Source organism: Chitinimonas taiwanensis DSM 18899 (assembly GCF_900119825.1).
GTDB classification, from domain to species: domain Bacteria; phylum Pseudomonadota; class Gammaproteobacteria; order Burkholderiales; family Chitinimonadaceae; genus Chitinimonas; species Chitinimonas taiwanensis.
In genome coordinates this window covers 256,256-279,491 of record NZ_FPKR01000004.1, presented here as the reverse complement: position 1 = coordinate 279,491, position 23,236 = coordinate 256,256, and the positions used below count along the sequence as shown (strand labels likewise).

General features: G+C 63.2%; 22 protein-coding genes. 17 read left to right on the top strand and 5 right to left on the bottom strand.

All coding sequences use genetic code 11. The features are described from left to right. Positions 1-7 precede the first annotated feature (7 nt). The 3 genes from BT173_RS06800 to BT173_RS06790 all read left to right on the top strand — a co-directional run bounded on the left by BT173_RS06800 (position 8) and on the right by BT173_RS06790 (position 3,407). The gene (locus BT173_RS06800) at positions 8-904 is read left to right on the top strand and encodes a hypothetical protein (RefSeq protein ID WP_139256073.1); all 897 of its coding nucleotides are present in this window, start codon (positions 8-10) and stop codon (positions 902-904) included. A 144-nt stretch (positions 905-1,048) separates the two neighbouring features. Next, positions 1,049-2,764, top strand: a complete 1,716-nt coding sequence (locus BT173_RS06795) for a proline--tRNA ligase (protein ID WP_072427876.1) — start codon at positions 1,049-1,051, stop codon at positions 2,762-2,764. Positions 2,765-2,780: 16 nt separating this feature from the next. Next, on the top strand, positions 2,781-3,407 hold the full coding sequence (locus BT173_RS06790; protein WP_072427875.1) for a lytic transglycosylase domain-containing protein: 627 nt from the start codon (positions 2,781-2,783) through the stop codon (positions 3,405-3,407). Between the two features lie 39 nt (positions 3,408-3,446). Here the strand turns inward: BT173_RS06790 and xth are convergent, their stop codons facing one another. The 3 genes from xth to BT173_RS19605 all read right to left on the bottom strand — a co-directional run bounded on the left by xth (position 3,447) and on the right by BT173_RS19605 (position 5,021). Next, a complete protein-coding gene (xth, locus tag BT173_RS06785; RefSeq protein WP_072427874.1) occupies positions 3,447-4,217 on the bottom strand; it encodes an exodeoxyribonuclease III in 771 nt (256 codons plus the stop codon). A gap of 91 nt (positions 4,218-4,308) precedes the next feature. Next, a complete protein-coding gene (locus tag BT173_RS06780; RefSeq protein ID WP_072427873.1) occupies positions 4,309-4,812 on the bottom strand; it encodes a glutaredoxin family protein in 504 nt (167 codons plus the stop codon). Between the two features lie 50 nt (positions 4,813-4,862). Continuing rightward, positions 4,863-5,021 carry a hypothetical protein gene (locus BT173_RS19605; RefSeq protein WP_175545567.1) on the bottom strand — a complete coding sequence of 53 codons (159 nt, stop codon included), beginning with the start codon at positions 5,019-5,021 and terminating at the stop codon, positions 4,863-4,865. Here BT173_RS19605 and BT173_RS06775 point away from each other — a divergent pair. The 4 genes from BT173_RS06775 (at position 5,020) to BT173_RS06760 (ending at position 9,623) form a co-directional block, all read left to right on the top strand. Further along, entirely contained in the window at positions 5,020-5,904 is an 885-nt protein-coding gene (locus tag BT173_RS06775; RefSeq protein WP_072427872.1) for a Rossmann-like and DUF2520 domain-containing protein, read from the top strand. The two genes, BT173_RS19605 and BT173_RS06775, sit on opposite strands and share 2 nt — an antisense overlap. Next, complete coding sequence (tsaA, locus tag BT173_RS06770) at positions 5,901-6,596, top strand: tRNA (N6-threonylcarbamoyladenosine(37)-N6)-methyltransferase TrmO (protein ID WP_072427871.1); 696 nt, start codon at positions 5,901-5,903, stop codon at positions 6,594-6,596. Before BT173_RS06775 ends, tsaA begins: the two co-directional genes overlap by 4 nt. Then, a complete protein-coding gene (gene recG, locus BT173_RS06765; protein WP_072427870.1) occupies positions 6,593-8,644 on the top strand; it encodes an ATP-dependent DNA helicase RecG in 2,052 nt (683 codons plus the stop codon). Before tsaA ends, recG begins: the two co-directional genes overlap by 4 nt. A gap of 178 nt (positions 8,645-8,822) precedes the next feature. Further along, positions 8,823-9,623 (top strand): NUDIX hydrolase, encoded by an 801-nt coding sequence (locus BT173_RS06760; protein ID WP_072427869.1) that lies wholly within the window; start codon positions 8,823-8,825, stop codon positions 9,621-9,623. A gap of 59 nt (positions 9,624-9,682) precedes the next feature. On the opposite strand, the gene xseA is transcribed toward BT173_RS06760, so the two are convergent. Next, a complete protein-coding gene (xseA, locus tag BT173_RS06755) occupies positions 9,683-11,038 on the bottom strand; it encodes an exodeoxyribonuclease VII large subunit (RefSeq protein ID WP_072427868.1) in 1,356 nt (451 codons plus the stop codon). 342 nt (positions 11,039-11,380) lie between these two features. Between xseA and BT173_RS06750 the strand changes: the two genes are divergently transcribed. The 9 genes from BT173_RS06750 to BT173_RS06710 all read left to right on the top strand — a co-directional run bounded on the left by BT173_RS06750 (position 11,381) and on the right by BT173_RS06710 (position 18,168). Further along, the gene (locus BT173_RS06750; protein WP_072427867.1) at positions 11,381-11,989 is read left to right on the top strand and encodes a MotA/TolQ/ExbB proton channel family protein; all 609 of its coding nucleotides are present in this window, start codon (positions 11,381-11,383) and stop codon (positions 11,987-11,989) included. A gap of 4 nt (positions 11,990-11,993) precedes the next feature. After that, a complete protein-coding gene (locus BT173_RS06745) occupies positions 11,994-12,407 on the top strand; it encodes an ExbD/TolR family protein (protein WP_072427866.1) in 414 nt (137 codons plus the stop codon). Between the two features lie 72 nt (positions 12,408-12,479). Further along, positions 12,480-13,499, top strand: coding sequence for a tetraacyldisaccharide 4'-kinase (lpxK, locus tag BT173_RS06740; RefSeq protein WP_072427865.1), 1,020 nt, complete (start codon positions 12,480-12,482; stop codon positions 13,497-13,499). A 52-nt stretch (positions 13,500-13,551) separates the two neighbouring features. Further along, positions 13,552-13,737 carry a Trm112 family protein gene (locus BT173_RS06735; RefSeq protein WP_072427864.1) on the top strand — a complete coding sequence of 62 codons (186 nt, stop codon included), beginning with the start codon at positions 13,552-13,554 and terminating at the stop codon, positions 13,735-13,737. Further along, positions 13,734-14,504 (top strand): 3-deoxy-manno-octulosonate cytidylyltransferase, encoded by a 771-nt coding sequence (kdsB, locus tag BT173_RS06730; protein ID WP_072427863.1) that lies wholly within the window; start codon positions 13,734-13,736, stop codon positions 14,502-14,504. The genes BT173_RS06735 and kdsB overlap by 4 nt, the downstream gene beginning before the upstream one ends. Positions 14,505-14,585: 81 nt before the next feature. Beyond that, the gene (gene adk, locus BT173_RS06725) at positions 14,586-15,239 is read left to right on the top strand and encodes an adenylate kinase (protein WP_072427862.1); all 654 of its coding nucleotides are present in this window, start codon (positions 14,586-14,588) and stop codon (positions 15,237-15,239) included. Positions 15,240-15,539: 300 nt separating this feature from the next. Then, entirely contained in the window at positions 15,540-16,160 is a 621-nt protein-coding gene (trhA, locus tag BT173_RS06720) for a PAQR family membrane homeostasis protein TrhA (RefSeq protein ID WP_072427861.1), read from the top strand. 127 nt (positions 16,161-16,287) lie between these two features. Next, the gene (locus BT173_RS06715) at positions 16,288-16,851 is read left to right on the top strand and encodes an SRPBCC family protein (protein WP_084658271.1); all 564 of its coding nucleotides are present in this window, start codon (positions 16,288-16,290) and stop codon (positions 16,849-16,851) included. 57 nt (positions 16,852-16,908) lie between these two features. Beyond that, positions 16,909-18,168 carry a 6-phosphofructokinase gene (locus BT173_RS06710; protein WP_072427860.1) on the top strand — a complete coding sequence of 420 codons (1,260 nt, stop codon included), beginning with the start codon at positions 16,909-16,911 and terminating at the stop codon, positions 18,166-18,168. 119 nt (positions 18,169-18,287) lie between these two features. Here BT173_RS06710 and BT173_RS06705 read toward each other — a convergent pair whose 3' ends face one another. Next, entirely contained in the window at positions 18,288-20,102 is a 1,815-nt protein-coding gene (locus BT173_RS06705) for a phosphoenolpyruvate carboxykinase (GTP) (protein ID WP_072427859.1), read from the bottom strand. A gap of 301 nt (positions 20,103-20,403) precedes the next feature. Between BT173_RS06705 and BT173_RS06700 the strand changes: the two genes are divergently transcribed. After that, on the top strand, positions 20,404-23,220 hold the full coding sequence (locus BT173_RS06700; protein WP_072427858.1) for a TonB-dependent receptor plug domain-containing protein: 2,817 nt from the start codon (positions 20,404-20,406) through the stop codon (positions 23,218-23,220). Positions 23,221-23,236: the final 16 nt, after the last annotated feature.

Sequence of the window (23,236 nt, the reverse complement as noted above, 5' to 3'; positions counted from 1 at the left end):
TTTTCCCATGCTGGACCCCGACACTGAGACACCGGCCGTGCTGGGCAAGACCGACGCGCTGATCGCCAAGCATCGCGGCCAGGGTGCCGACCCACATGTACCCGTGCTGACCGACCTGGCAGCCGACTCGGCGCTGGGCGATATCCCGGTGCTGACCGATATCGAGCCCATCATCGGCGATGAGCTGATGTTCACGCCGGAGGAAATCCGCGCTGAGCACAGACCCGCCAAGCCAGCCGAGGCGCCGATAGCCGCCGCACCGATAGCCAGCCCGCCTACCCCGACGGCCAAGCCGGCAGCACCTGCCGAACCCAGCTCGATCGAGCTCCTCGACCTCACACCCGTCGCGCCGAGCAAGCCCACCGCCCCGGCCGCCGCGGCCCTGCCGGAATTCGACTTCCCGGAACTGACGCTGCCGACGCTCAAGCCTGCCGCCAGTCCGCGCCCCAGCCCGGCGCCCGTGACGCCACCACTGCCCAGCGGCCCGCTGATGCCTGAGCTCGCACTGAATTTCGACTTCAGCCCTCCGCCGGAAGACAAGCCCAGCGCAGCGCCCAGCCCAATCCCGGCTGCTCCTCCGGCGCCCGTGCCGCCCAGCCCCGCGCCGCAGCTGGCGCCGGCCAGCCCGGTCGCTTCGCTGGCCGACGATATGCTCAATGAGCTGAGCATCGAGCTGCCCGACGAGGCCTTCCCGGTCGCCATGCCCAGCATCGACCCAGCGCAACTGGCGCAGGAAGTGCTGGCCAGCCTGCGCCCCGAGGTGGAAAAGCTGCTGCGTGCCGAAATGGCGCGCCAGGTGGCCGGCCTGCATGCCGAAGCGCTCAAACGCACGCTCGGTGCCTTGCAGCCGCAGCTGGACAAGCTGGTGCGCACGCGTATCGACGAGGCGCTCAAGCAACGCTGAACCCACACCGCACCCTGCCCCCAAGCCATACGCCCCGCCCTGCGGGGCGTGTGCTTTTGTATGCGCACGCATTGCCGTTTACGCGTCGGGCGCCGGCTCGGTTAAAATCGCGCACTTTCAATCGATTACCGGGCCAGCCGCACCATGCGCACCTCGCAATTCTTCCTGTCCACGCTCAAAGAAGCGCCGTCCGAAGCCGAACTGCCTAGCCATAAGCTGATGCTGCGCGCCGGCCTGATCAAGAAGCTCGGCTCGGGCCTCTACACCTGGATGCCGCTGGGCCTGCGCGTGCTGCGCAAGGTCGAGGCCATCGTGCGCGAGGAAATGGACAAGGCCGGTGCGCTGGAGCTGTTGATGCCGGCCATCCAGCCGGCCGAGCTGTGGCAGGAAAGCGGTCGTTGGGCCGTATTCGGCCCGCAGATGCTGAAGATGAAGGATCGCCACGAACGCGACTTCTGCTTTGGCCCGACCCATGAAGAAGTGATCACCGATATCGCACGCAGCGAAATCAAGAGCTACAAGCAGCTGCCGCTGAACTTCTACCAGGTGCAGACCAAGTTCCGCGACGAGATCCGCCCGCGTTTTGGCGTGATGCGCGCGCGCGAATTCATGATGAAGGATGCCTATTCCTTCGACGTGGACGCCGCCGGCATGGCCGAGAGCTACCGCAAGATGCATGTCGCTTACTCGACCATCTTCACCCGCCTGGGCCTGCAGTTCCGTGCCGTGAAGGCCGACTCGGGCGCGATTGGCGGCGATGCCTCGCAGGAATTCCATGTGCTGGCCGACTCGGGCGAGGATGCACTCGCCTACTGCCCGACCTCCGATTTTGCCGCCAATGTGGAAGCCGCTGAGGCACTGGCACCGGCTGCGCCGCGCGCCGCCGCCAGCGAAGCGCTGCGCGATGTCGACACCCCCAAGCAAACCACCTGCGAGGCCGTCGCCGCGCTGTTGGATATCCCGCTGCAACGCACCGTCAAGCTGATCGCCCTGGTCGCCGGCGAGCAGCTGCAGATCGTGCTGCTGCGCGGTGACCATAGCCTGAACGAGGTCAAGGTCGGCAAGCTGCCCGGCATGGCCGATTTCCGCTTCGCCAGCGAGGAAGAAATCCGCGCCTTCTTCAACTGCCCACCCGGCTTCCTCGGCCCCGTGGGCATCGACCGCTCGCGCGTACGGCTGATCGCTGACCGCACGGTAGCTGCCATGAGCGACTTCGTAGTCGGTGCCAACAAGCCCAAATTCCACACCGCTGGCGTGAACTGGGGCCGCGACCTGCCCGAGGCCGACCTGGTGGCCGATGTGCGCAATGTGGTGGCCGGCGACGCCTCGCCCGATGGCAAGGGCGTACTGGAAATTTGCCGCGGCATCGAAGTCGGCCACATCTTCCAGCTCGGCACCAAGTATTCCCAGGCACTGTCCTGCAACTATCTGGACGCTGAAGGCCAGCTCAAGCCGATGGAAATGGGCTGCTATGGCATCGGCGTCAGCCGCATCGTCGGCGCCGCCATCGAGCAGAACTTCGACGAGAAGGGCATCAAGTTCAGCGCCGCTATGGCGCCGTTCAGCGTGGCCATCGTGCCGGTCGGCTACCAGCGCTCCGAAGCAGTCAAGGCCGCCGCCGATGCGCTGTATGCCGAACTGAAAGCACAAGGCGTGGACGTGTTGCTGGACGACCGTGACGCACGCCCCGGCTCGATGTTTGCCGATATGGAACTGATCGGCATTCCGCACCGCGTGACCGTCGGCGACAAATCGCTGGCCGAAGGCAAGGTCGAGTACGTAGCGCGTCAGGACGGCAATACCGAGCTGGTCGCCCAGGCTGACATCGTTGCCCGCCTGCTTGGCAAGCTGGCCCAGTAAGGTTTATGGTCGCCTCATGCTGCGCATAACGCTTGTCCTGCTGAGTCTGCTCGCTGCCCTGCCGGCCCTGGCCGGTGCGCAGCGCGAGGAGGCTTTGTCGCTCTCGGTGGCCACTGCCATGCAGCGCTCGATCAGCGATGCCGCCGCGCCGCGGCTGGTTTTCGCCAACCCGGCCGAGGGCAAGGCCTGGCTGAGTGAGATGTCGGCGCGCCTGAAGAAGAAGATTCCCGACGACTTCATGCGCGAGAAGCTGCTGGTGGCCATTCACTACGAATCCACCCGCGCCGGGCTCGACCCACAGCTAGTCATGGGGCTGATCCAGGTGGAGAGCGGCTTTCGCAAGTATGCGATCTCCTCGGTCGGGGCGCGTGGCCTGATGCAGGTCATGCCGTTTTGGCAGCGCGCCATTGGCACCAGCGAACATAATCTGTTCGACATGTATACCAATCTGCGCTTTGGCTGCACGATCCTGCGTCACTACCTCGATATCGAGAAGGGCGATCTGTATCGCGCGCTGGGCCGCTATAACGGCAGCCTGGGCAAGCCCGAGTACCCGAATCTGGTACTCGGTGCCTGGAAGCGCCACTGGGATTGGCAGCCGGGCCAGGCCAGCATCCAGACTGTTTCCTACCCCGGCAAATAAAAATGCCCCGCTTGCGGGGCTTTTTCTTGGGCGCTTGCCTCAGTCGGCCAGCGTGGCAATGACCGGCGCATGGTCGCTCGGCCGTTCCAGGCGGCGCGGTTCCTTATCGATTTCGCAGCCGGTGCAGCGTGCGGCTAGCGCATCGGACAGCAGCACATGGTCGATGCGCAGGCCGGCGTTGCGGCGAAAACCCATCATGCGGTAATCCCACCAGCTGAACGATTTCTCGGCCTGCTCGAACAGACGGAAACTGTCCTTCAACCCCAGGTCCAGCAAGGCCTGGAAGCGCTCGCGCTCGGGCGGGCTAACTAGAACATCGTTCGCCCATTTGGCCGGGTCATGCACATCGCGGTCTTCCGGGGCGATATTGAAATCGCCCACCAGCGCCAGCTGCGGGTATTGCGCCAGCTGCTCGCGCGTATAGGCGATCAGCGCATCGATCCAGGCCAGCTTGTACGGATATTTCTCCGAATCCAGCGCCTGGCCATTGACCACATAGGCACCAATCACCCGCACACCACCGACGGTCGCCGTGATCACGCGCTTTTGCGGATCGTCGAAATTGGGCAGGTTGAACTGCACGTCTTCCAGCGGCAGGCGCGACAGCATGGCCACGCCGTTATAGGTTTTCTGGCCGACGAAGGCGACATGCCAACCCGCCGCCTCGATCTCGGCGCGCGGAAACGCATGGTCCTCCAGCTTGGTTTCCTGAATGGCCAGCACGGTCAGCTCGGGCCGCGCCGCCAGCCAGTCCAGCACCTGGGGCAGGCGCACCTTGAGGGAGTTGACGTTCCAGGTGGCGATTTGCATGGCTAAGCTCGGGAAAGTGGTTCGGCGCGCTATTTTGCCAGCTTCCGGCAATAAAAAACCCCGCCGAGGCGGGGTTGCTGGCAAGCAGGGCTTACTGCTTGGGCGCTGCGGCCGGGGTCTCGCCCGCTTTCAGCGTGGGATCGGCAGTTTGGCCATAGCCGGCCGCATCCAGCGCGCTGGCCCAGCTGGCGGCATTGAAACCGGTCAGCTTGGTATTGCTGCCGATCTGTAGCACCGGCACCGAGGCGGCGCCAACCAGCTTCTTCAGTGCTTCGAAATCAGCCGCGCTGGCTTCCGGATTACGCAGGCTGTAGGCGATGCCACGCTTGCCCAGCAGGGCGCGCGCGCTATCGCAGGGCTCGCCACAGTTATTGGTCCATAGCGTGACCGGGTTCTTGCGCATCGCTTCGCGGGTATTGAAGTTGCCGCCGCTGGTCTGCATCACATTCGCCTTGATATCGCGCTGCTCGGCCTTCTGGTTCGGCGGCGGCTGGTCGGAGAAGATGGTGTTGCCATTGGCATCCTTCCACTTGTACACGGCGGCCTGGGCCAGCGGTGTCAGTAAGAGCAAGGCAAGAATAAGCAGGCGCTGCATGGGGAAACTCCGGTTCAAGACGGCAATGACAATGGAATTATACGGGAAGCTTATTTACCAGTCACATCTGCATTGTAAACAAGCTGTTTGGGCTTGCCTGCGCCGTTTGGCAATTCGGCGCTTATCCACAGCGGCCGGGCACTGCGCCGGGCATGGCCAGCCCGCATGGCCGTGCGATAATCGGCCATCGCTTGGCTGAACCACGGCATGACGCTCCCCACTCTCAATCTAATCGGCCCTGGCCGCCTGGGCCGCACGCTGGCCCGGCTCTGGCAGCAAGCTGGCCTCGTGCAGGTCCAGGACCTGATCGGCCGCCATCCTGATCACACACAGCAGGCCATCGCCTTCATCGGTGCCGGCCAGGCCGCCAGCCTTGCCATGCTGCGGCCGGCCACACTGACCCTGCTGGCCACGCCGGACGACTGCCTGGCCGACTGGGCCGAGCAATTGGCCGCCACCGCCACGCTGCGCGCACAGGACGTGGTATTCCATTGCAGTGGCGCCCTGCCCAGCAGCGTGCTGGACTCGGTGCGCCGCCGCGGCGCCTATGTGGCCAGCGTGCATCCACTCACCTCCTTCGCCGAGCCCGCGCTGGCCGTCCAGCAGTTCGCTGGCAGCTACTGCGCTTGCGAGGGCGATGCGGCGGCGCTGGCGCAGCTTGGACCGCTCTTCGATGCAATTGGTGCACGACGCTTTGCGGTCGACCCGGCCGGCAAGACGCTCTACCACGCCGGGGCCGTGCTGGCCTGCAATGATTTGGTTGCCCTGATGGAAGCCGCGCTGCGCTGCATGGCCGGCGCCGGTGTGGAACGCAGCCAGGCCTGGGCCGCGCTACGCCCGCTCATCGACGGTACCCTGCGCAATCTAGACCAGCTTGCGCCCAGCGCCGCGCTGACCGGCCCGGTCGCGCGCGGCGATGCGGCCGCTGTCGCCCGTCAGCTGGCCGCAACGCGTGATCTTGATGTCCGCACTGCTGACACCTATCGCAGTCTCGGTTTGCTGGCTTGCGAGCTGGCGGCTGCCAAGGCCGAACACGCGCCAAGCAGCACACAGTTGGCCGCCATCCGCCAAGCGCTCGGAGAGGCCGCGTGAGCGCCTGGACCTTGCAACCCATTGGCGTGATCGAGAGCTGCTTCAAGGAAAAATTCGCCATCCCGCGCCAGCCTGGCCTCTGCCCCTCCGCCGAGGCCACGCTGATTCTGCAGCCGCCTTTCGATCAGGCGGATACGGTGCGCGGGCTGGAGCAATTCAGCCATGTCTGGCTGATGTTCATCTTCCACGAAACGGCCGCGCAAGGCTGGCGGCCCACGGTGCGCCCGCCCAAGCTGGGCGGCAATCAGCGCGTGGGCGTCTTTGCCACCCGCTCCACCTTCCGTCCCAATCCGATCGGTCTGTCGGTAGCCAAGCTGGCCGGCATCGACACCCGCGACGGGGTGCGCATTCACCTGGAAGGCGCCGATCTGCTCGATGGCACGCCGGTGGTCGATCTGAAGCCTTATCTCGGCTATGCCGATGCGCTGCCTACGGCGTCGAACGGCTATGCCGATGCGGGCGAGGCGCCGCTGCCGGTACGCTTCAGCCTCGAGGCCGACGCCGAACTCGCGCAGCTGGACTTGGCCTACCCGAAGCTGCGCGCGCTGATCAATGAAGTGCTCGCCCAGGACCCACGCCCCGGCTATGCCGACGATCCGGAACGCGAGTACGGCATGGCGCTGTACCGCTTCAATATCAAATGGCGCTGCGATGCGGCCGGCGCCCTGGTCACCGCCATCCGCGCGCTATGAAGCCCGATTTCAGCAAGATTCCCAAACCGGTACGCGACAAGCTGCATAAGCTGGGCATCCAGGGCCCGCTCGATCTGGTGCTGCACCTGCCACTGCGCTACGAGGATGAGACCCATCTCTATCCGATTGCCGATGCGCCGGTGGGCAGCCCGGCCCTGATCGAGGGCGAGGTCGTGCATGCCGAGGTGAGTTTCCGGCCGCGCAAGCAGCTGGTGGCGCGCGTGCAGGATGCCAGCGGCGAGCTATTCGTGCGCCTGCTCAACTTCTACCCGAATCAGCAGCAGATGCTGGCCGTGGGCAAGCGGGTGCGCCTTTTGGGCGAGATACGACGCGGCTTCTTCGGCGAAGAGATGGTGCACCCGAAGATGCGCGTGGTGAGCGACCATACCGCGCTGGCCGAGGCGCTGACCCCGGTCTACCCGACCGTGAACGGCCTGTCGCAACCGACCTTGCGCAAGCTGATTGCCCAGGCGCTGGACGGGCGCGAGCTGCACGACACACTACCCAGCGCCCTGCTGCGCGATCTCGACCTGCCCGCCTTCGAGCCCTCGGTGCGCCTGCTCCACTATCCGACGCCCGATATTCCAAGCCGCGCGCTGGCCGAGCGCATGCATCCGGCCTGGTTGCGCATCAAATTCGACGAACTGCTCGCCCAGCAACTGTCGATGCGGCTGTCCTACCAGCGCCGGCGCGAGCAGAGCGCGCCCGCACTGCGCGTCAAGGGTGAGCTGGCCACGCGCCTGATCGACAGCCTGCCCTTCGGGCTGACCGGCGCGCAAGCGCGCGTGCTGCAGGAAATCCGCCGCGACCTGGTATCGCCCCACCCGATGCAGCGACTGCTGCAGGGCGATGTGGGCGCCGGCAAGACCATTGTCGCCGCGCTGGCTGCGCTCGACGCGATCGAGGCGGGCTACCAGGTGGCACTGATGGCCCCGACCGAGATCCTGGCCGAACAGCATCACAAGAAACTGGCGGCCTGGCTTGCGCCGCTGGGCATTCAGGTGGCTTGGCTGGCCGGTTCGCTCAAGCCCAAGGCCAAGGCGGCGGCGATTGCCGAAGTGGAAAGCGGGGCCGCGCGCCTTGCTATCGGCACCCATGCGCTATTCCAGGATGCGGTCAGCTTTACCGAGCTGGGCCTCGCCATCGTGGATGAGCAGCATCGCTTTGGCGTGCACCAGCGCCTGGCGCTGCGCAACAAAGCGCAGGGCGACGGCAGCCGCCAGGTCGAGCCGCATATGCTGATGATGTCGGCCACGCCGATACCGCGCACGCTGGCGATGAGCTTCTATGCCGACCTCGATGTGAGCATCATCGATGAGCTGCCACCCGGCCGTACCCCGATCAAGACCCGGCTGGTCAGCGATGCGCGGCGCGAGGAGATGATCGAGTTCGTGCGCAAGGTGTGCAGCGAGGGACGCCAGGCCTACTGGGTCTGCCCGCTGATCGAGGAGTCGGAAGCGCTTGAGCTGCAAACCGCTCAGGACACCCATATCGCGCTGTCCGAAGCGCTGGGCGAATTCAAGATCGGCCTTGTGCACGGGCGACTCAAGCCGGCCGAGAAAGCCGAGGTGATGGCCGCCTTCAGCCGCAACGAGATCCAGGCCCTGGTGGCCACCACGGTGATCGAGGTGGGCGTGGACGTGCCGAATGCGACGCTGATGGTGATCGAGCACGCAGAACGCATGGGACTAGCCCAGTTGCACCAGCTGCGCGGCCGCGTCGGGCGTGGCGCGCTGGAATCGAGCTGCGTGCTGCTGTTCGCCAGCCCCTTGGGTGAAGTAGCCAAGCAGCGCCTGAAGGTGATTTTCGAGACCACCGATGGCTTTGTAATCGCGCGCGAGGACCTGCGCATCCGCGGCCCGGGCGAGATTCTCGGCGCACGCCAATCCGGCGTGCCCATGCTGCGCTTTGCCGATTTGGAGCGCGATACCGAGCTGCTTGAACGCGCGCGCGATGTGGCGGCAGATCTGTTGCAGCGCGCACCGGGAGTGGCCGATGCCCATCTGCAGCGCTGGCTGGCCGGGCGTGAGGCGCTGCTGAAAACCTGAGCGCGCCAGCGCGGTGTCGGACAAATACCAGTTGCCCATCGGCAAGCTGGCTAGATGGCGCTGCACGGATATATGCTTGCGGCAGCGCGATGCCGCAAGCAGCTTGTCGGTGCGCAAATCGAGCGACAGCGCTGCAAGACATTGAAAAGAAGCCCATTGCTGGGCCGGGAATCATGGCATGAGCAGCAATCGACTGATCGACCTGTTGGCAAAATGGCGCGGCAGCGAGCCCTCGCTCGACACCCAAGGACTGATCGCCTGGCATCTGGAAAATATCCAGGCCGGTTGGCTGCCGCCCCTGCTGGCCGAGCGCCTGCTGGCCAGCAAACTATTCCAGCTGACCCCGCGCGGCTTGTTGCTGCGCGACGACCTGGGCGGACCGCTCGGCAAGAGCCAGGCCCTGCAGGCGCTGGCGGAAACCCTGCGCGAGGAGGGTTGGATACGCGCCTGGCGTGATGAAGCTCATGACTGGCTTGACCAATGGGGACGTGTACGTTTCAGCATCGAACGCGCCGCCTTCCGCACCCTGGGCCTGTGCAGCCGCGCCGTACATGTGAATGGCTACCGCGAGGATTGCCAGGTCTGGGTTGCGCAGCGCGCAGCCAGCAAGGCAGTCGATCCGGACCGGCTCGACAATCTGGCCGCCGGCCTGATCGCCAGCGGCGAAACCCCGGAAGATTGCCTGCAGCGCGAACTGCAGGAGGAGGCCGGCGTCGGCGCTGAGCTGGCCAGGCTGGCGCGTCCGACCGGCATCATCCGCAGCCGGCGCCTGGAAGACGATGGCGTGCATGAAGAGCTGCTGTACTGCTACGACCTGCTCTTACCGAACGATTTTCAACCGCAGAATCAGGATGGCGAAGTCGCTGCTTTCCGCCTGCTCAATCCCGAGCAATTGGCTGCCGCCCTACCCGAGATGACCTGGGACGCCGGCGCCGTGAGCGCCGAATGGCTGGGGCGCTGGCTGGATGATGAACTCTAGCTCGCTAGTATTCCGCGCATCCCCTATACGCTACGCGCGTGACACCGCCGCGGTCTGCGCTAGAACAGGCTGCCCTGTTCCACCGGTGCATCGTTGACCAGCACGCCGGCCTCGCTGTGCGCAAAACGCAGCCGCAGCTTCTGTCCCAGATGCAGCTCGGCCGCATCGCGCACCAGCGCACCCTCCGTCGTTTCCACCAGGCTATAGCCACGTGCCAGTACTGCCTCGGGGTTCAGTGCACCGAGGCGGGCGGCCAGGGTGGCCAGCTGGGCGTGTGCCGCGCCCTGCCCCTGCTGCCAGGCAAAGCGGCCGCGCTGCTGCAAGCTGGCCAGCTGGGCGGCCTGCCCGCGCAGATCGGGTTTGGCATGCGCATGTTGCTGTTGCAGGCGTGCGAGCTGCCAACGCTGCCGCTCCAGCGTGCGCGCCATGCCACGCCGCAGGGCCTGCGCGGCCTCGGCTAATTGCTTGGCCTGGCGCTGCAGGCGCTCGCCCGGATGCACCAGGCGACGGCCGAGAAAATCCAGCTTTTGCATGCGGCCTTCCAGCTGCTGGCGGAAGCTACGCTGCAGACGGCGCTGCATGCCAGCCAGGGCCAGCAATTGCGCCTCGCGGTCGCTGGAGACCAGCTCGGCGGCCGCGGTGGGCGTCGGTGCGCGTACATCGGCCACAAAATCGGCAATGGTGAAATCTGTCTCGTGCCCTACCCCGCTGATCACCGGGATCTGCGAGGCGGCAATCGCGCGTGCCACGACCTCCTCATTGAAGGCCCACAGGTCCTCGATGCTGCCGCCACCGCGGCAGACGATCAGCACCTCCACCTCGGCGCGCGCATTGGCGCGCACAATCTGCGCGGCCAGCGTATCGGCCGCGCCTTCGCCCTGCACGGGCGAGGGATAGAGCACCACCGGGATATGCGGCGCACGCCGGCGCAGGGTGGACAGCACATCGCGCAGCGCCGCGGCCTGCGGTGAGGTGACGATGCCGATCGCGCGTGGACTGGTCGGCAGCGGGCGCTTGCGTGCCGCCTCGAATAGGCCTTCGGCAGCCAGCGCGGCCTTGAGCTTTTCGAAGGCCTCGAACAGCGCCCCGAGGCCAGCCGGACGCATGCTTTCCAGATTCAGCTGGAAATCGCCGCGCGCCTCGTACAGGCTGACCGTGGCACGCGCTTCCACCTTCATGCCCTCGCGCAGCTTGAAAGGCAGCAGCAGGGCACGGTTGCGGAACATCACGCAGCGCACCTGGGCGCCGGCATCCTTGAGCGACAGATAGCAGTGGCCGCTGGCGGCAATGGTCAAGTTGGAAATCTCACCACTCACCCACAGCAGCGGCAACTCGCGCTCCAGCAAGCGCTTGACAGCACGGTTAAGTTCACTGACCGACCACACTGGGGTCGCGCTTGACAGCATCTCGTTCATTTGGTCTCGCAGGGCGTTTCATCCACATTGCCGGCACTAAGACCGGCCTTGCGAACAATTCTTACACAAGTGTTACAGCAAACACTTAAATTACTGATAATAAAAGGTTTATTTTGGCCGCTCATTTTTTAGGCAAGCCAGCAAAGTGCTGGATTATCGGGGGCGAAGCCGCTTACCCACGCACTTGCCCACAAACTTATCCACAGCGAATGTGCACAACCGAAAAATCTCAATCACGACGCGGGTTTGGGTCGTATGACATATGGGAATGTCTTGCCGGACACCCCAGGCGCGGCTAAAGTTACGCGGTTTTTTGCCAACACCCAACCGGGTAGGAATTACATGCTCGCCATCATCCAGGCTGCCGGCTGGCCGATTTACACGATCATCTTCGCGTCCATCATCGCCCTCGCCATCATCATCGAACGTCTGGTCAGCCTGCGCCGCTCGCAGGTTTTGCCCGAAGGCCTCTTGGCCCTCACCGTGCAGGAACTGAAAAAGAACGGCGTAACGCCGGATATGCTGTCGCGCCTGCAAGCCAATTCGCCGCTCGGCCGCGTGCTGGCCGCCGGCCTGAAGAATGTGAAGAGCTCGCGCGAAATCATGAAGGAATCGATCGAGGAAAGCGGTCGAGCCGTGGCCCATGAACTCGAACGCCTGCTGACCACGCTGGGTACCATCGCCACCGCCGCGCCGCTGCTGGGCCTGCTGGGCACCGTGATCGGCATGATCGAGATCTTCGGCGCGCAATCGCCGACCGGTGGTTCCAACCCGGCCGCGCTCGCGCACGGTATTTCGGTTGCGCTGTACAACACTGCTTTCGGCATCATCGTGGCCGTACCGGCCCTGGTGTTCTATCGCCACTTCCGCAGCACGGTGGACAGCCTGATCGTGGAAATGGAACAGCAGGCCATCAAGCTGGTTGAAGTCGTGCACGGCGAACGGGGTTAAGACCATGAATTTCCGCCGCGGCCGCGTGCGCGAGGAACCGGAGATCAACTTCATCCCGCTGATCGACGTGATGCTGGTGATCCTGATCTTCCTAATGGCTACCACCACCTATTCGAAGTTTGCCGAACTGAAAATCGCCCTGCCCACGGCCACGGCCGAGAAGCAGGAAGCCAAGACCCTGGAAGTGGAGGTGACCGTTGCCCATAACGGTGTGTATACCGTGAATGGCAAAGCGGTCAGCTACCAGAACCCGGAGAGCTTGGCCGAGGCGATGCGTGCCGAGGCCAATGGCCAGGAACCGGTGATCGTGATCAATGCCGACAGCGCCACCAGCCACCAGTCGGTGGTGAATGTGATGGAAGCCGCCCGCCTGGCGGGCTTCGGCAAACTGACCTTCGCCACCCAGACGCCGAACTGAGCCAGCCACCGCGCTGCCAACCCGACATTCCCGCTGCTGGCGGGAATGTTTTTTTGTGGACTCGCCTTGCCTATGCATACGCCCAAGTTCTGGCAAAGCCGCTTTCCCGCCGCCCTGCTGCTGCCGCTGAGCGCCGTTTTCGGCGCACTGGCGCTGGGGCGTCGTGCGCTGTACCGCAGCGGCCTGCTGCGCAGCGAGCGCCTGGCGGTACCGGTGGTAGTGGTCGGCAATATCAGCGCGGGCGGCGCCGGTAAGACGCCCACCGTGCTCTATCTGGCCCAGGCGCTGCGCGCGGCAGGCCTGCGCCCAGGCATCGTCAGCCGCGGCTATGGCGGGCAGCAGCAAGGCGTGGTGCAAGTCGATCCACAGGGCAGCGCGCAGCACTTCGGTGATGAACCGCTGCTGCTGGCACGCAGCAGCGGTTGCCCGGTCTTCGTCGGGCGCGATCGTCCGGCTGCCGCGCGCGCACTGCTGGCTGCCCATCCAGGCACCGACGTGCTGCTGTGCGACGACGGCCTGCAACATTACCGGCTGGCGCGCGATATTGAGATCGCCGTGGTGGATGGGCAGCGCGGCCTGCAGAACGGTTGGCTGCTGCCGGCCGGCCCACTGCGCGAAACCCGTCAGCGCCTGGCCAACGTGGATGCCATCCTGTTCAACGGCGGCCAGCCCGAGCTCGGTGCACGCACCGCCCCCAACACGCCACGCTTTCTGATGCAGCTGCTGGCGCACAGCGCCTATCGGCTAGCCCAGCCCGAACAAAGCCGCCCGCTGGCCGAGTTCGCCGGCCAGCCCTTGGCGGCACTGGCGGGCATTGGCCACCCGGCGCGCTTCTTTGCCACTCTGCGTGCGGCTGGCCTGCACGGCTTCAGCGAGCATGCGTTTCCCGACCACCATGCGTATAGCGCAGCCGATCTGGCTGCCATCGCCGCGCCAACGCTGCTGTGCACCGAGAAGGACGCGGTGAAGCTCGCCGCACTGCAGCACGATGGTAATATTTGGGTCGTGCCGGTCGCGGCGCAGATTGCCCCCGACCTCGCCGCCTGGCTGATCCAGCGGCTGCGCGCTCTTCAACCGCCCACGCGGCACTAGCCGCCTTGCCCTGCGCACTGGCTGCGCCGGGGCCAAACCATCTGGAATCACCATGGACGCCAAACTGCTCGAAATCCTCGTTTGCCCGGTCTGCAAGGGGCCGCTGCATCTGGACAAGGCCCGCCAGGAACTGATCTGCCGTGGCGACCGGCTGGCCTTCGCCATCAAGGATGGCATCCCGGTCATGCTGGAAAGCGAGGCGCGCGAGCTGCCGGCCGACGAGGAAGTCGGTTCGTGAGCTTCGTCGCCCTGATTCCGGCTCGGCTCGCATCGAGCCGCCTGCCCGAGAAGCCGCTGGCCGATATCGGCGGCAAGCCGATGATCGTGCGCGTGGCCGAACGTGCACTGCAAAGCGGCGCCAGCGCCGTGCATGTGGCCACCGACGACGCGCGCATTCACGCCGTGGTGCGCGAGCATGGCTTCAATGCGCTGATGACGCGCGCCGACCATGCCTCGGGCACCGAGCGTCTGGCCGAGGCAGCCGACTTGCTCGGTCTGGGCGACGAGGCGGCGGTCGTGAATGTGCAGGGCGATGAGCCGCTGATCGACCCAGGCCTGATCGACGCGGTCGCGCATATGTTGCAGCGCGACAACACCCTGCCGATGACCACGGCCTGCCACGCTATTGCTAGCGCAGAGGACATGTTCAACCCCAATGTGGTCAAGGTCGTGCTTGACCATGCCGGCCGCGCCCTCTACTTTAGCCGGGCACCAATTCCCTACGCCCGCGACGCATTCAATCAGACGCGCGCGGCGTTGCCGACCGACCTACCGGTTTTTCGGCACATTGGCATCTACGGCTACCGCGCCGGCTTTCTACGTCAGTACCGCAATCTGGCCCCCTGTGCCCTGGAGCAATTCGAAGCGCTCGAACAGCTGCGCGTGCTCTGGCATGGTCATGCCATCGGTGTCGCCGTCATGGACCATGCCCCCGAAGCGGGCGTGGACACGCCGGCCGATCTGGAACGGGTTCGCCAACGCTGGAATGCCTTGCACGCGCAGTAGCGATCAGGCCGGTGCCGCCCATGAGCGCGGCCCGCACAGATAACAGCTTTAGATAAACCCACGAAACCAGGACCTCCTCCAATGCGATTGATTCTTCTGGGCGCACCCGGCGCCGGCAAGGGCACTCAAGCCAACTTCATCAAGGAAAAGTTCGGCATTCCGCAAATCTCCACCGGCGATATGCTGCGCGCCGCCGTCAAGGCTGGCACCCCGCTGGGCCTGGAAGCGAAAGCCATCATGGATGCCGGCGGCCTGGTGCGCGACGACATCATCATCGGCCTGGTGAAGGAACGTATCGCCCAGCCGGATGCCGCCAAGGGCTTCCTGTTCGACGGCTTCCCGCGCACGATTCCGCAGGCCGAAGCCATGCGCGAAGCCGGCGTGGATATCGACTTCGTGGTCGAGATCGATGTGCCAGATAGCGCCGTAGTGGAACGCATGGCCGGCCGCCGCTTCCATATCGCCTCGGGACGCAGCTACCACGTCAAGTTCAACCCGCCCAAGGTGGAAGGCCGTGACGATGTGACCGGCGAAGCGCTGGTGCAACGTGACGATGACAAGGAAGAAACCGTCAAGAAGCGTCTGGCCGTCTACCACGAGCAGACCGAGGTGCTGGTCGGCTACTACGGCAAGCTGGCCGCCAGCGGCGACCAGAAGGCTCCCAAGTACGTGAAGATCAACGGCATCGGCGCCGTGGAAGCGATCCGCGACCAGGTGTTCGCTGCGCTGGGCTAAGTCACCAGCGTACATTCGGCATCAAGACCAGGCGGGGGCAACCCCGCCTGTTTTTTTGCCCGTAATCGACCCTATCGCGCCAGCCACCGAACGGCCCGAGGCACCGGCCGATGCTCGGCAAGCAGCCGACTTAAGCGATGCATCAATCGCCGGCCCTAGCTGCCCGCCGCAGCGTGGGTTCCCCGCAGCTTGCACATCGTATCTATCGCCCCAATCTGCGCCACTTAGAGTGCAGATTGGTGGCTCTTGGCCTGAATATGTTTCCACCCACGGCAGCCACCCCAGAGAGGCAAGCAAGGCATGTATCGAGGCGAGCGTTTCAATAGCATCACCCACCTGGCCGGCACGGCCTTCAGCATCGCCGGCCTGGTGATCCTGGTTGTACTGGCTAGCCTGCAGGGTGACCCATGGAAGATCGTCAGCTTCAGCATCTATGGCGCCATGCTGGTGCTGCTGTATGGTTTTTCCACCATCTATCACAGCATTGCGCATAAATCGGCCAAGGCCGTGCTGCAGAAATTCGACCACTGTGCGATCTATCTGTTAATTGCCGGCACCTATACCCCGTATGCGCTGGTCACGCTGCGCGGCGCCTGGGGCTGGACGCTGTTCGGCATCGTGTGGGGCCTCGCGCTGTTCGGCATCGTGCAGGAGCTGACCCTGGGACGGCGCACGCGCATCCTGTCGATGATTCTGTATGTGGTAATGGGCTGGATGGTGCTGATCGCCGTCAAGCCACTGATCGCTGCCCTGCCCACCGGCGGCATGGTCTGGCTGGCGGCCGGCGGCCTCGTCTACAGCTTCGGCATCTATTTCTTCCTCAATGACGAGAAGTACCCGCACTACCACGGCATCTGGCACCTATTCGTGCTGGGCGGCAGCGTCTGCCATTTCGTCAGCATCGCCGCCTACGTGGCCTGAGCCCACGCCCGCCCCGCATCACCAAAAGCATGAGGCAGCGGCGACTTGGCAGGCGCCGGCCGGCGCGGCGTAAGCGGTAGTTTCAGACTACAATTGCGCCCGTCCAAAACCCGCCGGGAGTGTTGCCATGCTGCGCCCACTGCTACTGACTGCCGCCCTGCTGTGTAGTACCGCCTTGCAGGCGGCCGAATCAGCGATCGAGCTCTCGGTGGCGGTCAAGGCACCGGTCAGCGCGGTCTGGCAGGCCTGGACCAGCAGCGCCGGCATCCGCAGCTTCTTCGCACCGGAGGCCGAAGTGGACGCGCGCCCTGACGGCGCCTTTCACATCTATATGGACCCGTATGGCAAACCGGGTATGAAGGGTGCGGATGGCATGCGCATCCTGGCCATCGAGCAGGAGAAGTTGCTCTCTTTCACCTGGAATGCCCCGCCCCACCTGCCTGAAGCACGCGCGCAACGCACGGTGGTCATCCTGCGCTTTGCGCCCGAGGGTGAGGGCACGCGGCTCAGTCTCAGCCATCTGGGCTGGGGCAGTGGCGGCGAATGGCCGAAGGCGCGCGCCTACTTCGAGAAGGCCTGGCCGAATGTGCTGAAGAATCTGCAGACGCGCTTCGAAACCGGCCAGCCCCATGACTGGAGCGCGTGGCGCGCACAACTCAAGCAATGGCATGCCAGCGAGGCGGCCAAGTAACGATCAGCAACCGGTAGGCGGCCCCGGCGGCCGCCCGCAATCCCACCAGGAGCATCCATGAGCATCAAGAACGCTTTCTACGCCCAGTCGGGCGGCGTCACCGCCGTCATCAACGCCTCTGCCGCCGGTGTGATCGAAACCGCCCGTCGGCATGGCGACAAGATCGGCACCGTCTACGCCGGCCGCAACGGCATCATCGGCGCGCTGAGCGAAGACCTGATCGATACCTCGTTGGAAAGCGCCGCCGATATCGCCGCGCTCAAGCACACGCCCTCGGGCGCCTTCGGCTCCTGCCGCTACAAGCTGAAAAGCGTAGACACCCACAAGGAACAGTACGAGCGCCTGATCGAGGTGTTCAAGGCGCATAACATCGGCTACTTCTTCTACAACGGCGGTGGCGACTCGGCCGACACCTGCTACAAGGTCGCCCAGCTGTCCGAAACCATGGGCTACCCGATCCAGGCCATCCATGTGCCGAAGACGGTGGACAATGATCTGCCGATTACCGATTGCTGCCCGGGCTTTGGCTCGGTGGCCAAGTATGTAGCCACCTCGATCCGCGAGGCCGGCTACGACGTGGCCTCGATGGCCAAGACTTCGACCAAGGTCTTCATTCTGGAAGTGATGGGCCGCCATGCCGGCTGGATCACCGCGGCCTGCGGCCTGGCCGCCGAAGCCGAGGGCGAAGGCCCGCATATCCTGCTGTTCCCGGAAATCGAGTTCGATGAGGCAGCCTTCCTCGCCAAGGTGAAGGCCACGGTCGAGAAGTACGATCACTGCGTGATCGGCGTGTCGGAAGGCATCAAGAACAAGGACGGCAAGTTCCTGTCCGAAACCGGCCTGAAGGACGCCTTCGGCCATTCGCAACTGGGTGGCGTGGCCCCGACCATCGCTCAGCTGATCAAGGACAAGCTCGGCTACAAATACCACTGGGCCGTGGCCGACTATCTGCAGCGCGCCGCGCGCCATATCGCCAGCAAGACCGATGTCGAACAGGCATATGCACTGGGCAAGGCCGCGGTGGAAGCCGCGCTGGCCGGCAAGAATTCGGTGATGCCGGCCATTCGCCGCCTGAGCGACGCGCCTTACCAGTGGGATATCGTCGATGCACCGCTGAGCGAGGTGGCCAATGTCGAGAAATTCATGCCACGCGACTTCATCACGGCCGATGGCTTTCATATCACCGACGCCTGCCGCCGCTATCTGTCGCCGCTGATCGAAGGCGAGGACTTCCCACCGTTCAAGCACGGCCTGCCGCACTATGTGCGCCTGCAGAACCAGTCGGTGGCCAAGAAGCTGCCCGAGTTCAAGGTCTAAGCGACGGCTCGCCCTGGCTGATGGGCGGCCAAAGCGCCGCCGCCTGCACCAGGCCTGCCTGCCGCAGATAGAAAAAGCCACCCTAGGGTGGCTTTTTCTATCTGCATGCCCAGCACCAATCAGGCGAGCAAGGCGTCGCCAAGGCGCTTGCGCTTGGCTTGCAGCGCGGGCGGCAGGCGGTCGGCCAGCTTGGCCAGCCACTCGTCGTGCAGATCGAGCTCGCGGCGCCAGGTGTCGGCATCCAGATGCATGAGCTTGTCGAACAGGGCTGGGTTCATCTCGGCCAGATCGGTCCAGTTGATGTCCTGATAGCCCGGCGTCCAGCCCAGCAGCGTTTCATGTGCCTCGGCCTTGCCCTGCACACGGCCGACCATCCATTCAAGCACGCGCATATTGTCTCCAAAGCCCGGCCAGATGAACTTGCCGTCCGCATCGGTGCGGAACCAGTTCACACAGAAGATGTGCGGCGCATGCTGCTTGACGCGCTCGCCCATGCTCAGCCAGTGCTGGAAGTAGTCACCCATGTGGTAGCCGCAGAAAGGCAGCATCGCAAACGGGTCACGGCGGGTCAGACCCTGGGCCCCCATGGCGGCAGCGGTGGTTTCCGAACCCATGGTGGCAGCCATGTACACGCCGTCTTCCCAGCTCTTGGCCTCGAATACCAGCGGCACGGTGGACGAGCGACGGCCACCGAAGATGAAGGCCGAGATCGGCACGCCAGCCGGGTCGTTCCAGGCTGGGTCAAGCGAGGGGCACTGGGTGGCCGACACGGTGAAGCGAGCGTTCGGATGGGCAGCCTTGGTACCCGAAGCCGGCGTCCAGTCCTTGCCCTGCCAGTCGATCAGATGCTCGGGCACATCCTTGCTCATGCCTTCCCACCACACGTCGCCGTCATCGGTCAGCGCCACATTGGTGAAGATCACGTTCTCGTGCAGCATGGCCATGGCATTCGGATTCGACTTCACCGAGGTACCGGGCGCCACGCCGAAGTAGCCGTTTTCCGGGTTGATCGCATACAGCTTGCCATCCGCACCGGGCTTGATCCAGGCGATATCGTCACCCACGGTGGTGACCTTCCAGCCGTCGTAAGCCTTGGGCGGGATCAACATGGCGAAGTTGGTCTTGCCGCAAGCCGAGGGGAAGGCCGCTGCCACATAGCTCTTCTCGCCCTGCGGGTTTTCCACGCCCAGGATCAGCATATGTTCGGCCAGCCAGCCCTGGTCACGGCCCATGGTGGAGGCGATGCGCAAGGCAAAGCACTTCTTGCCCAACAGGGCATTGCCGCCATAACCCGAACCGTAGGACCAAATCTCGCGGGTTTCCGGGAAGTGAACGATGTACTTGGTGTCCTTATTGCACGGCCAGGCCACATCGGCCTGCCCGACAGCCAAGGGTGCGCCAACCGAGTGCACGCAGGGCACATAGTCACCGTCCTTGCCCAGCACGTCGTACACCTGCTTGCCCATACGGGTCATGATGCGCATCGAGGCCACGACATAGGGCGAATCGGTGAGTTCGATACCGATATGGGCAATCGGCGAACCGAGCGGGCCCATGCTGAACGGAATTACATACAGGGTGCGGCCACGCATGCAGCCGTCGAACAGACCGTCGAGAGTGCCGCGCATCTCGGCCGGATCCATCCAGTTATTGTTCGGACCGGCATCAGCCTTGTTCTGCGCACAGACATAAGTGCGATCTTCCACACGGGCCACATCGGACGGGTCGGAAAACGCTGCATAGCTGTTACGGCGCTTGGCCGGATTCAGCTTGGTTAGCGTACCAGCCTTCACCATCTGGGCCAGCAGCGCCTCGTTCTCGGCTTCGGAACCATCCACCCAGTGAATGGCATCGGGCTTGGTCAGGGCGGCCACCTTGGCCACCCAGTTGATCAGGGCTTGGTGCTGGATGTAGGCGGGGGGAGCGAACTGCATGAAGGCCTCGATAGATAAAGCAGAAGATGGCGAAAACTCGGTCGGCCAGCGCAAGCACCGACTGCAATTGCGCGCATTTTCGCAAACTTCGCCCAGCGAGTCCCGAAAAATGTAGTTGAAGAAATAAAACTACAAAACGCACTTCTTACACTTGGTTGCATTTTGGCAACCAAGTTTGTGTCTGTTGTATTGCACACAGTATTGCCTGCCGCTCCTCGTGCTAACTTTCCTCGGCGCTACGCCTTCTAAAGAAGGCGCACACACGCAAGACAGTCACCAAATCTGTTTCAGGGGAGAAGTAATGAAAGCAAAGTATCTGGCGCTCGCCATTGCCGCGATTGGTACCGCCCACATCGCGCATGCCGCTGACGAAGTCCAACAAATTGAAAAAATTCAAGTCACCGGCTCGAATATTAAGCGGACCAGCAAGGAAACCGCGGTTCCGGTGCAGGTTGTAACCAAAGAGGCGATCGCGGCTACTGGCGCACTGACACTCAAGGACGCCCTAGAGTCGACCTCCGCGGCAACGGGCGGTTTGAGCGACATCACCGGCGGCAACTCATTTGCCTCGGGCGCGTCCTCGACTTCGCTCCGGAATCTGGGTACGTCTTCAACCTTGGTTCTGCTCAACGGTCGTCGAGTTGCCGCCTTCGGTACCCCAGACTACGCGGAGTCCGTCACCAATATCGATGCACTGCCATTGGATATGGTTGAACGCGTAGAAATTCTGAAGAGCGGTGCGTCGGCGATTTACGGCTCAGATGCGGTCGCCGGTGTGATCAACATCATCACCCGTAAGGACTATCAGGGTCTTCAGGCAAAGACCACCTACAGCAACTCCATGCAGCGCGGTTTGTTCGACACGGTGAGTGCGAGCTTGACCGGCGGGATGGGCTCTCTGAGTGAAGATCGCTACAACGTGATGTTTAATGCGGAAGCCTACAAGCGTGATGGCTTTGTGTGGCGAGATGCCCTCAGGAACATTAACCCAGAGGCATACCGATTCAACCGCAGCATTGGCACCTTCTCTAGCTACTCCTACCCAGGCAACCTGGACAGCTATGCAGACGGCAGCACCTCGCCAGCGGCAGGCTGCACCCCTGCAGCCAACGGCTTGTGCATGTATGACCGTTATGAGCGCTTCCAGGCTGTTCCAGAGTCCAAGCGGGCCAACTTCCTTGTCGCCGGTACGCTGGATCTTGGCAACAACCTACAGGCTTATGGAGATGCCACCTACGCAAAAACCAAAACCAGCTATCTGAGCGCCTTCACCCTCTGGGGTTCGGGCGATAGCAGCTGGGCCAATCCCATCACTGGTGAGTTCAAGTACATGGACCGCACCAGCCCGATCCTGGCAGATAACCCTTACAACACGACCGGCGATTTCGCCGGTATTCGCTACCGCTTCGTTGATTCCGGCGAAGGCGGCAAAGTGGACGCAAGCCAATACCGCGTTCTGGCTGGTTTGAGGGGAACACTAGGCGATTACGACTGGGATGGCGCGGTTGGTCAACTTGGCTCGAAGGCAACCAATACGTTGCGCGGCGCATTCAGCGAATCGGGCTTTATCAAGCACATCGGCGATTACAAAGCGGCAGTCGACGGCAATGACCCGCTGTTCTTCAACCGGACCTACAAGCTGGGGCAACAAAACAGTGCCGCCGTCTTGAACGAACTCTTCCCGACTTACGCCTTTACGGGTGAAACGACAGTCAACTTCTTTGATGCGAAGCTGACCGGGGGCTTGGTTGATCTGCCTGCAGGCCTGCTTAGCTTCGCCGTGGGCACAGACATTCGGCACGAAAAGCTGGATGTCGGTACCTCAGAGAACATCCGGAATGGTGACATCGTCGGCTACGGCTTCAGTGGCGCCAACTCCTCACGTACCTATGGCTCGATCTTTGGTGAGTTGAGCATCCCGGTCAGTGAGAAAATTGAAGCCCAATTGGCAGCACGTGCGGATAAATTCCCCAACCTGGATCCACACGTCTCGCCGAAACTCGCTTTGCGTTACCAACCGACCAAGCAGCTAGTACTGCGCGGCAGTGTTGAAACGGGTTTCAGGGCACCCAATCTGTCTGAAAGCTCGGACTCGCTCAAAACCAGCTTCACCACGGTTGTTGACCCCAAGCGTTGTGACCAAGCACAGGCGCTCGCTACCGACCTAGAGAACCAAGCCAAAGCACTGCCGGCAAGCGACCCGCAACGGGCTACCCTGCTCGCACGGGCGGATAGTGTTTACTCGGCAGAGTGCACCTCCGGCGTTCTGGGCAAGGTCGCAAACAACCCTGACATCAAGCCAGAAGAAAGCAAGAGTTTTAACTTTGGCTTTGTCCTGGAGCCGCTTCAGAACTTCAGCATGAGTGCTGATTACTGGCGCATTGAACGTAAGAATGAGATTCGTACCGACAGCTACAGCGAAGTACTGAATCGCGAAGGCCCAACGACCGTTGGCATCATTACGCGCAAGACTCTGGATGGCACCGACCGCACATTCACTACCGCTGAGCAAGCTCAATATGGTGTGACGGCTGGCCAATTGCTGTCGATTACCAGCAAGTTCAAGAATGTTTCCAAGACCAAGACCGATGGTGTGGATTTCAACTTCAATTTGCGGAATAACCTCGGCGCACTCGGCACGCTCACATCCGAGCTGAATGCCACCTATCTGATGTCATATCGTGCGTTCAGCGAAGGACGCAATGACTGGGGTGATAACCTGGCGGGCCGCTATGGTTACTCGCGCCTGATCGGTGATCTTTCCTTGCGACTGAAGACTGGCGCATTCAGCAACACGATTCGTGTCGCGCATGAAAGCGGCACCTCGCTGCAAGGTGATTACGACGACCCGAGCTACACAATTTCCGATTGTGCCAAGAAGGGAATGTCGAGCGCCGACTGCAAGGTGGACAGCTTCTCGCGTGTCGATTACTCGGTCGCTTACACAGGGATCAAAAATCTGACCGCATCGCTGTTCATCAAGAACGTGCTCAACCGCAAGTACTTCGATCAACGCGCCTGGGGTGAGGATGGCGGCGGCATCATTCCGCCAAACTCGGAGCTGATCAACGTACAAGGACGCATGTTCAACATCGGCTTGGAATACAAGTTCTTCTAATTCCAGCCAGCATTCA

What these genes read in the sequence shown, in the direction of transcription:
- BT173_RS06800 (WP_139256073.1), top strand. Translation starts at nt 8, where the DNA reads ATGCTGGACCCCGACACTGAGACACCGGCCGTGCTGGGCAAGACCGAC.
- BT173_RS06795 (WP_072427876.1), top strand. Translation starts at nt 1,049, where the DNA reads ATGCGCACCTCGCAATTCTTCCTGTCCACGCTCAAAGAAGCGCCGTCC.
- BT173_RS06790 (WP_072427875.1), top strand. Translation starts at nt 2,781, where the DNA reads ATGCTGCGCATAACGCTTGTCCTGCTGAGTCTGCTCGCTGCCCTGCCG.
- xth (WP_072427874.1), bottom strand. Translation starts at nt 4,217, where the DNA reads ATGCAAATCGCCACCTGGAACGTCAACTCCCTCAAGGTGCGCCTGCCC.
- BT173_RS06780 (WP_072427873.1), bottom strand. Translation starts at nt 4,812, where the DNA reads ATGCAGCGCCTGCTTATTCTTGCCTTGCTCTTACTGACACCGCTGGCC.
- BT173_RS06775 (WP_072427872.1), top strand. Translation starts at nt 5,020, where the DNA reads ATGACGCTCCCCACTCTCAATCTAATCGGCCCTGGCCGCCTGGGCCGC.
- BT173_RS19605 (WP_175545567.1), bottom strand. Translation starts at nt 5,021, where the DNA reads ATGCCGTGGTTCAGCCAAGCGATGGCCGATTATCGCACGGCCATGCGG.
- recG (WP_072427870.1), top strand. Translation starts at nt 6,593, where the DNA reads ATGAAGCCCGATTTCAGCAAGATTCCCAAACCGGTACGCGACAAGCTG.
- BT173_RS06760 (WP_072427869.1), top strand. Translation starts at nt 8,823, where the DNA reads ATGAGCAGCAATCGACTGATCGACCTGTTGGCAAAATGGCGCGGCAGC.
- xseA (WP_072427868.1), bottom strand. Translation starts at nt 11,038, where the DNA reads ATGAACGAGATGCTGTCAAGCGCGACCCCAGTGTGGTCGGTCAGTGAA.
- BT173_RS06750 (WP_072427867.1), top strand. Translation starts at nt 11,381, where the DNA reads ATGCTCGCCATCATCCAGGCTGCCGGCTGGCCGATTTACACGATCATC.
- BT173_RS06745 (WP_072427866.1), top strand. Translation starts at nt 11,994, where the DNA reads ATGAATTTCCGCCGCGGCCGCGTGCGCGAGGAACCGGAGATCAACTTC.
- lpxK (WP_072427865.1), top strand. Translation starts at nt 12,480, where the DNA reads ATGCATACGCCCAAGTTCTGGCAAAGCCGCTTTCCCGCCGCCCTGCTG.
- BT173_RS06735 (WP_072427864.1), top strand. Translation starts at nt 13,552, where the DNA reads ATGGACGCCAAACTGCTCGAAATCCTCGTTTGCCCGGTCTGCAAGGGG.
- adk (WP_072427862.1), top strand. Translation starts at nt 14,586, where the DNA reads ATGCGATTGATTCTTCTGGGCGCACCCGGCGCCGGCAAGGGCACTCAA.
- trhA (WP_072427861.1), top strand. Translation starts at nt 15,540, where the DNA reads ATGTATCGAGGCGAGCGTTTCAATAGCATCACCCACCTGGCCGGCACG.
- BT173_RS06715 (WP_084658271.1), top strand. Translation starts at nt 16,288, where the DNA reads ATGCTGCGCCCACTGCTACTGACTGCCGCCCTGCTGTGTAGTACCGCC.
- BT173_RS06710 (WP_072427860.1), top strand. Translation starts at nt 16,909, where the DNA reads ATGAGCATCAAGAACGCTTTCTACGCCCAGTCGGGCGGCGTCACCGCC.
- BT173_RS06705 (WP_072427859.1), bottom strand. Translation starts at nt 20,102, where the DNA reads ATGCAGTTCGCTCCCCCCGCCTACATCCAGCACCAAGCCCTGATCAAC.
- BT173_RS06700 (WP_072427858.1), top strand. Translation starts at nt 20,404, where the DNA reads ATGAAAGCAAAGTATCTGGCGCTCGCCATTGCCGCGATTGGTACCGCC.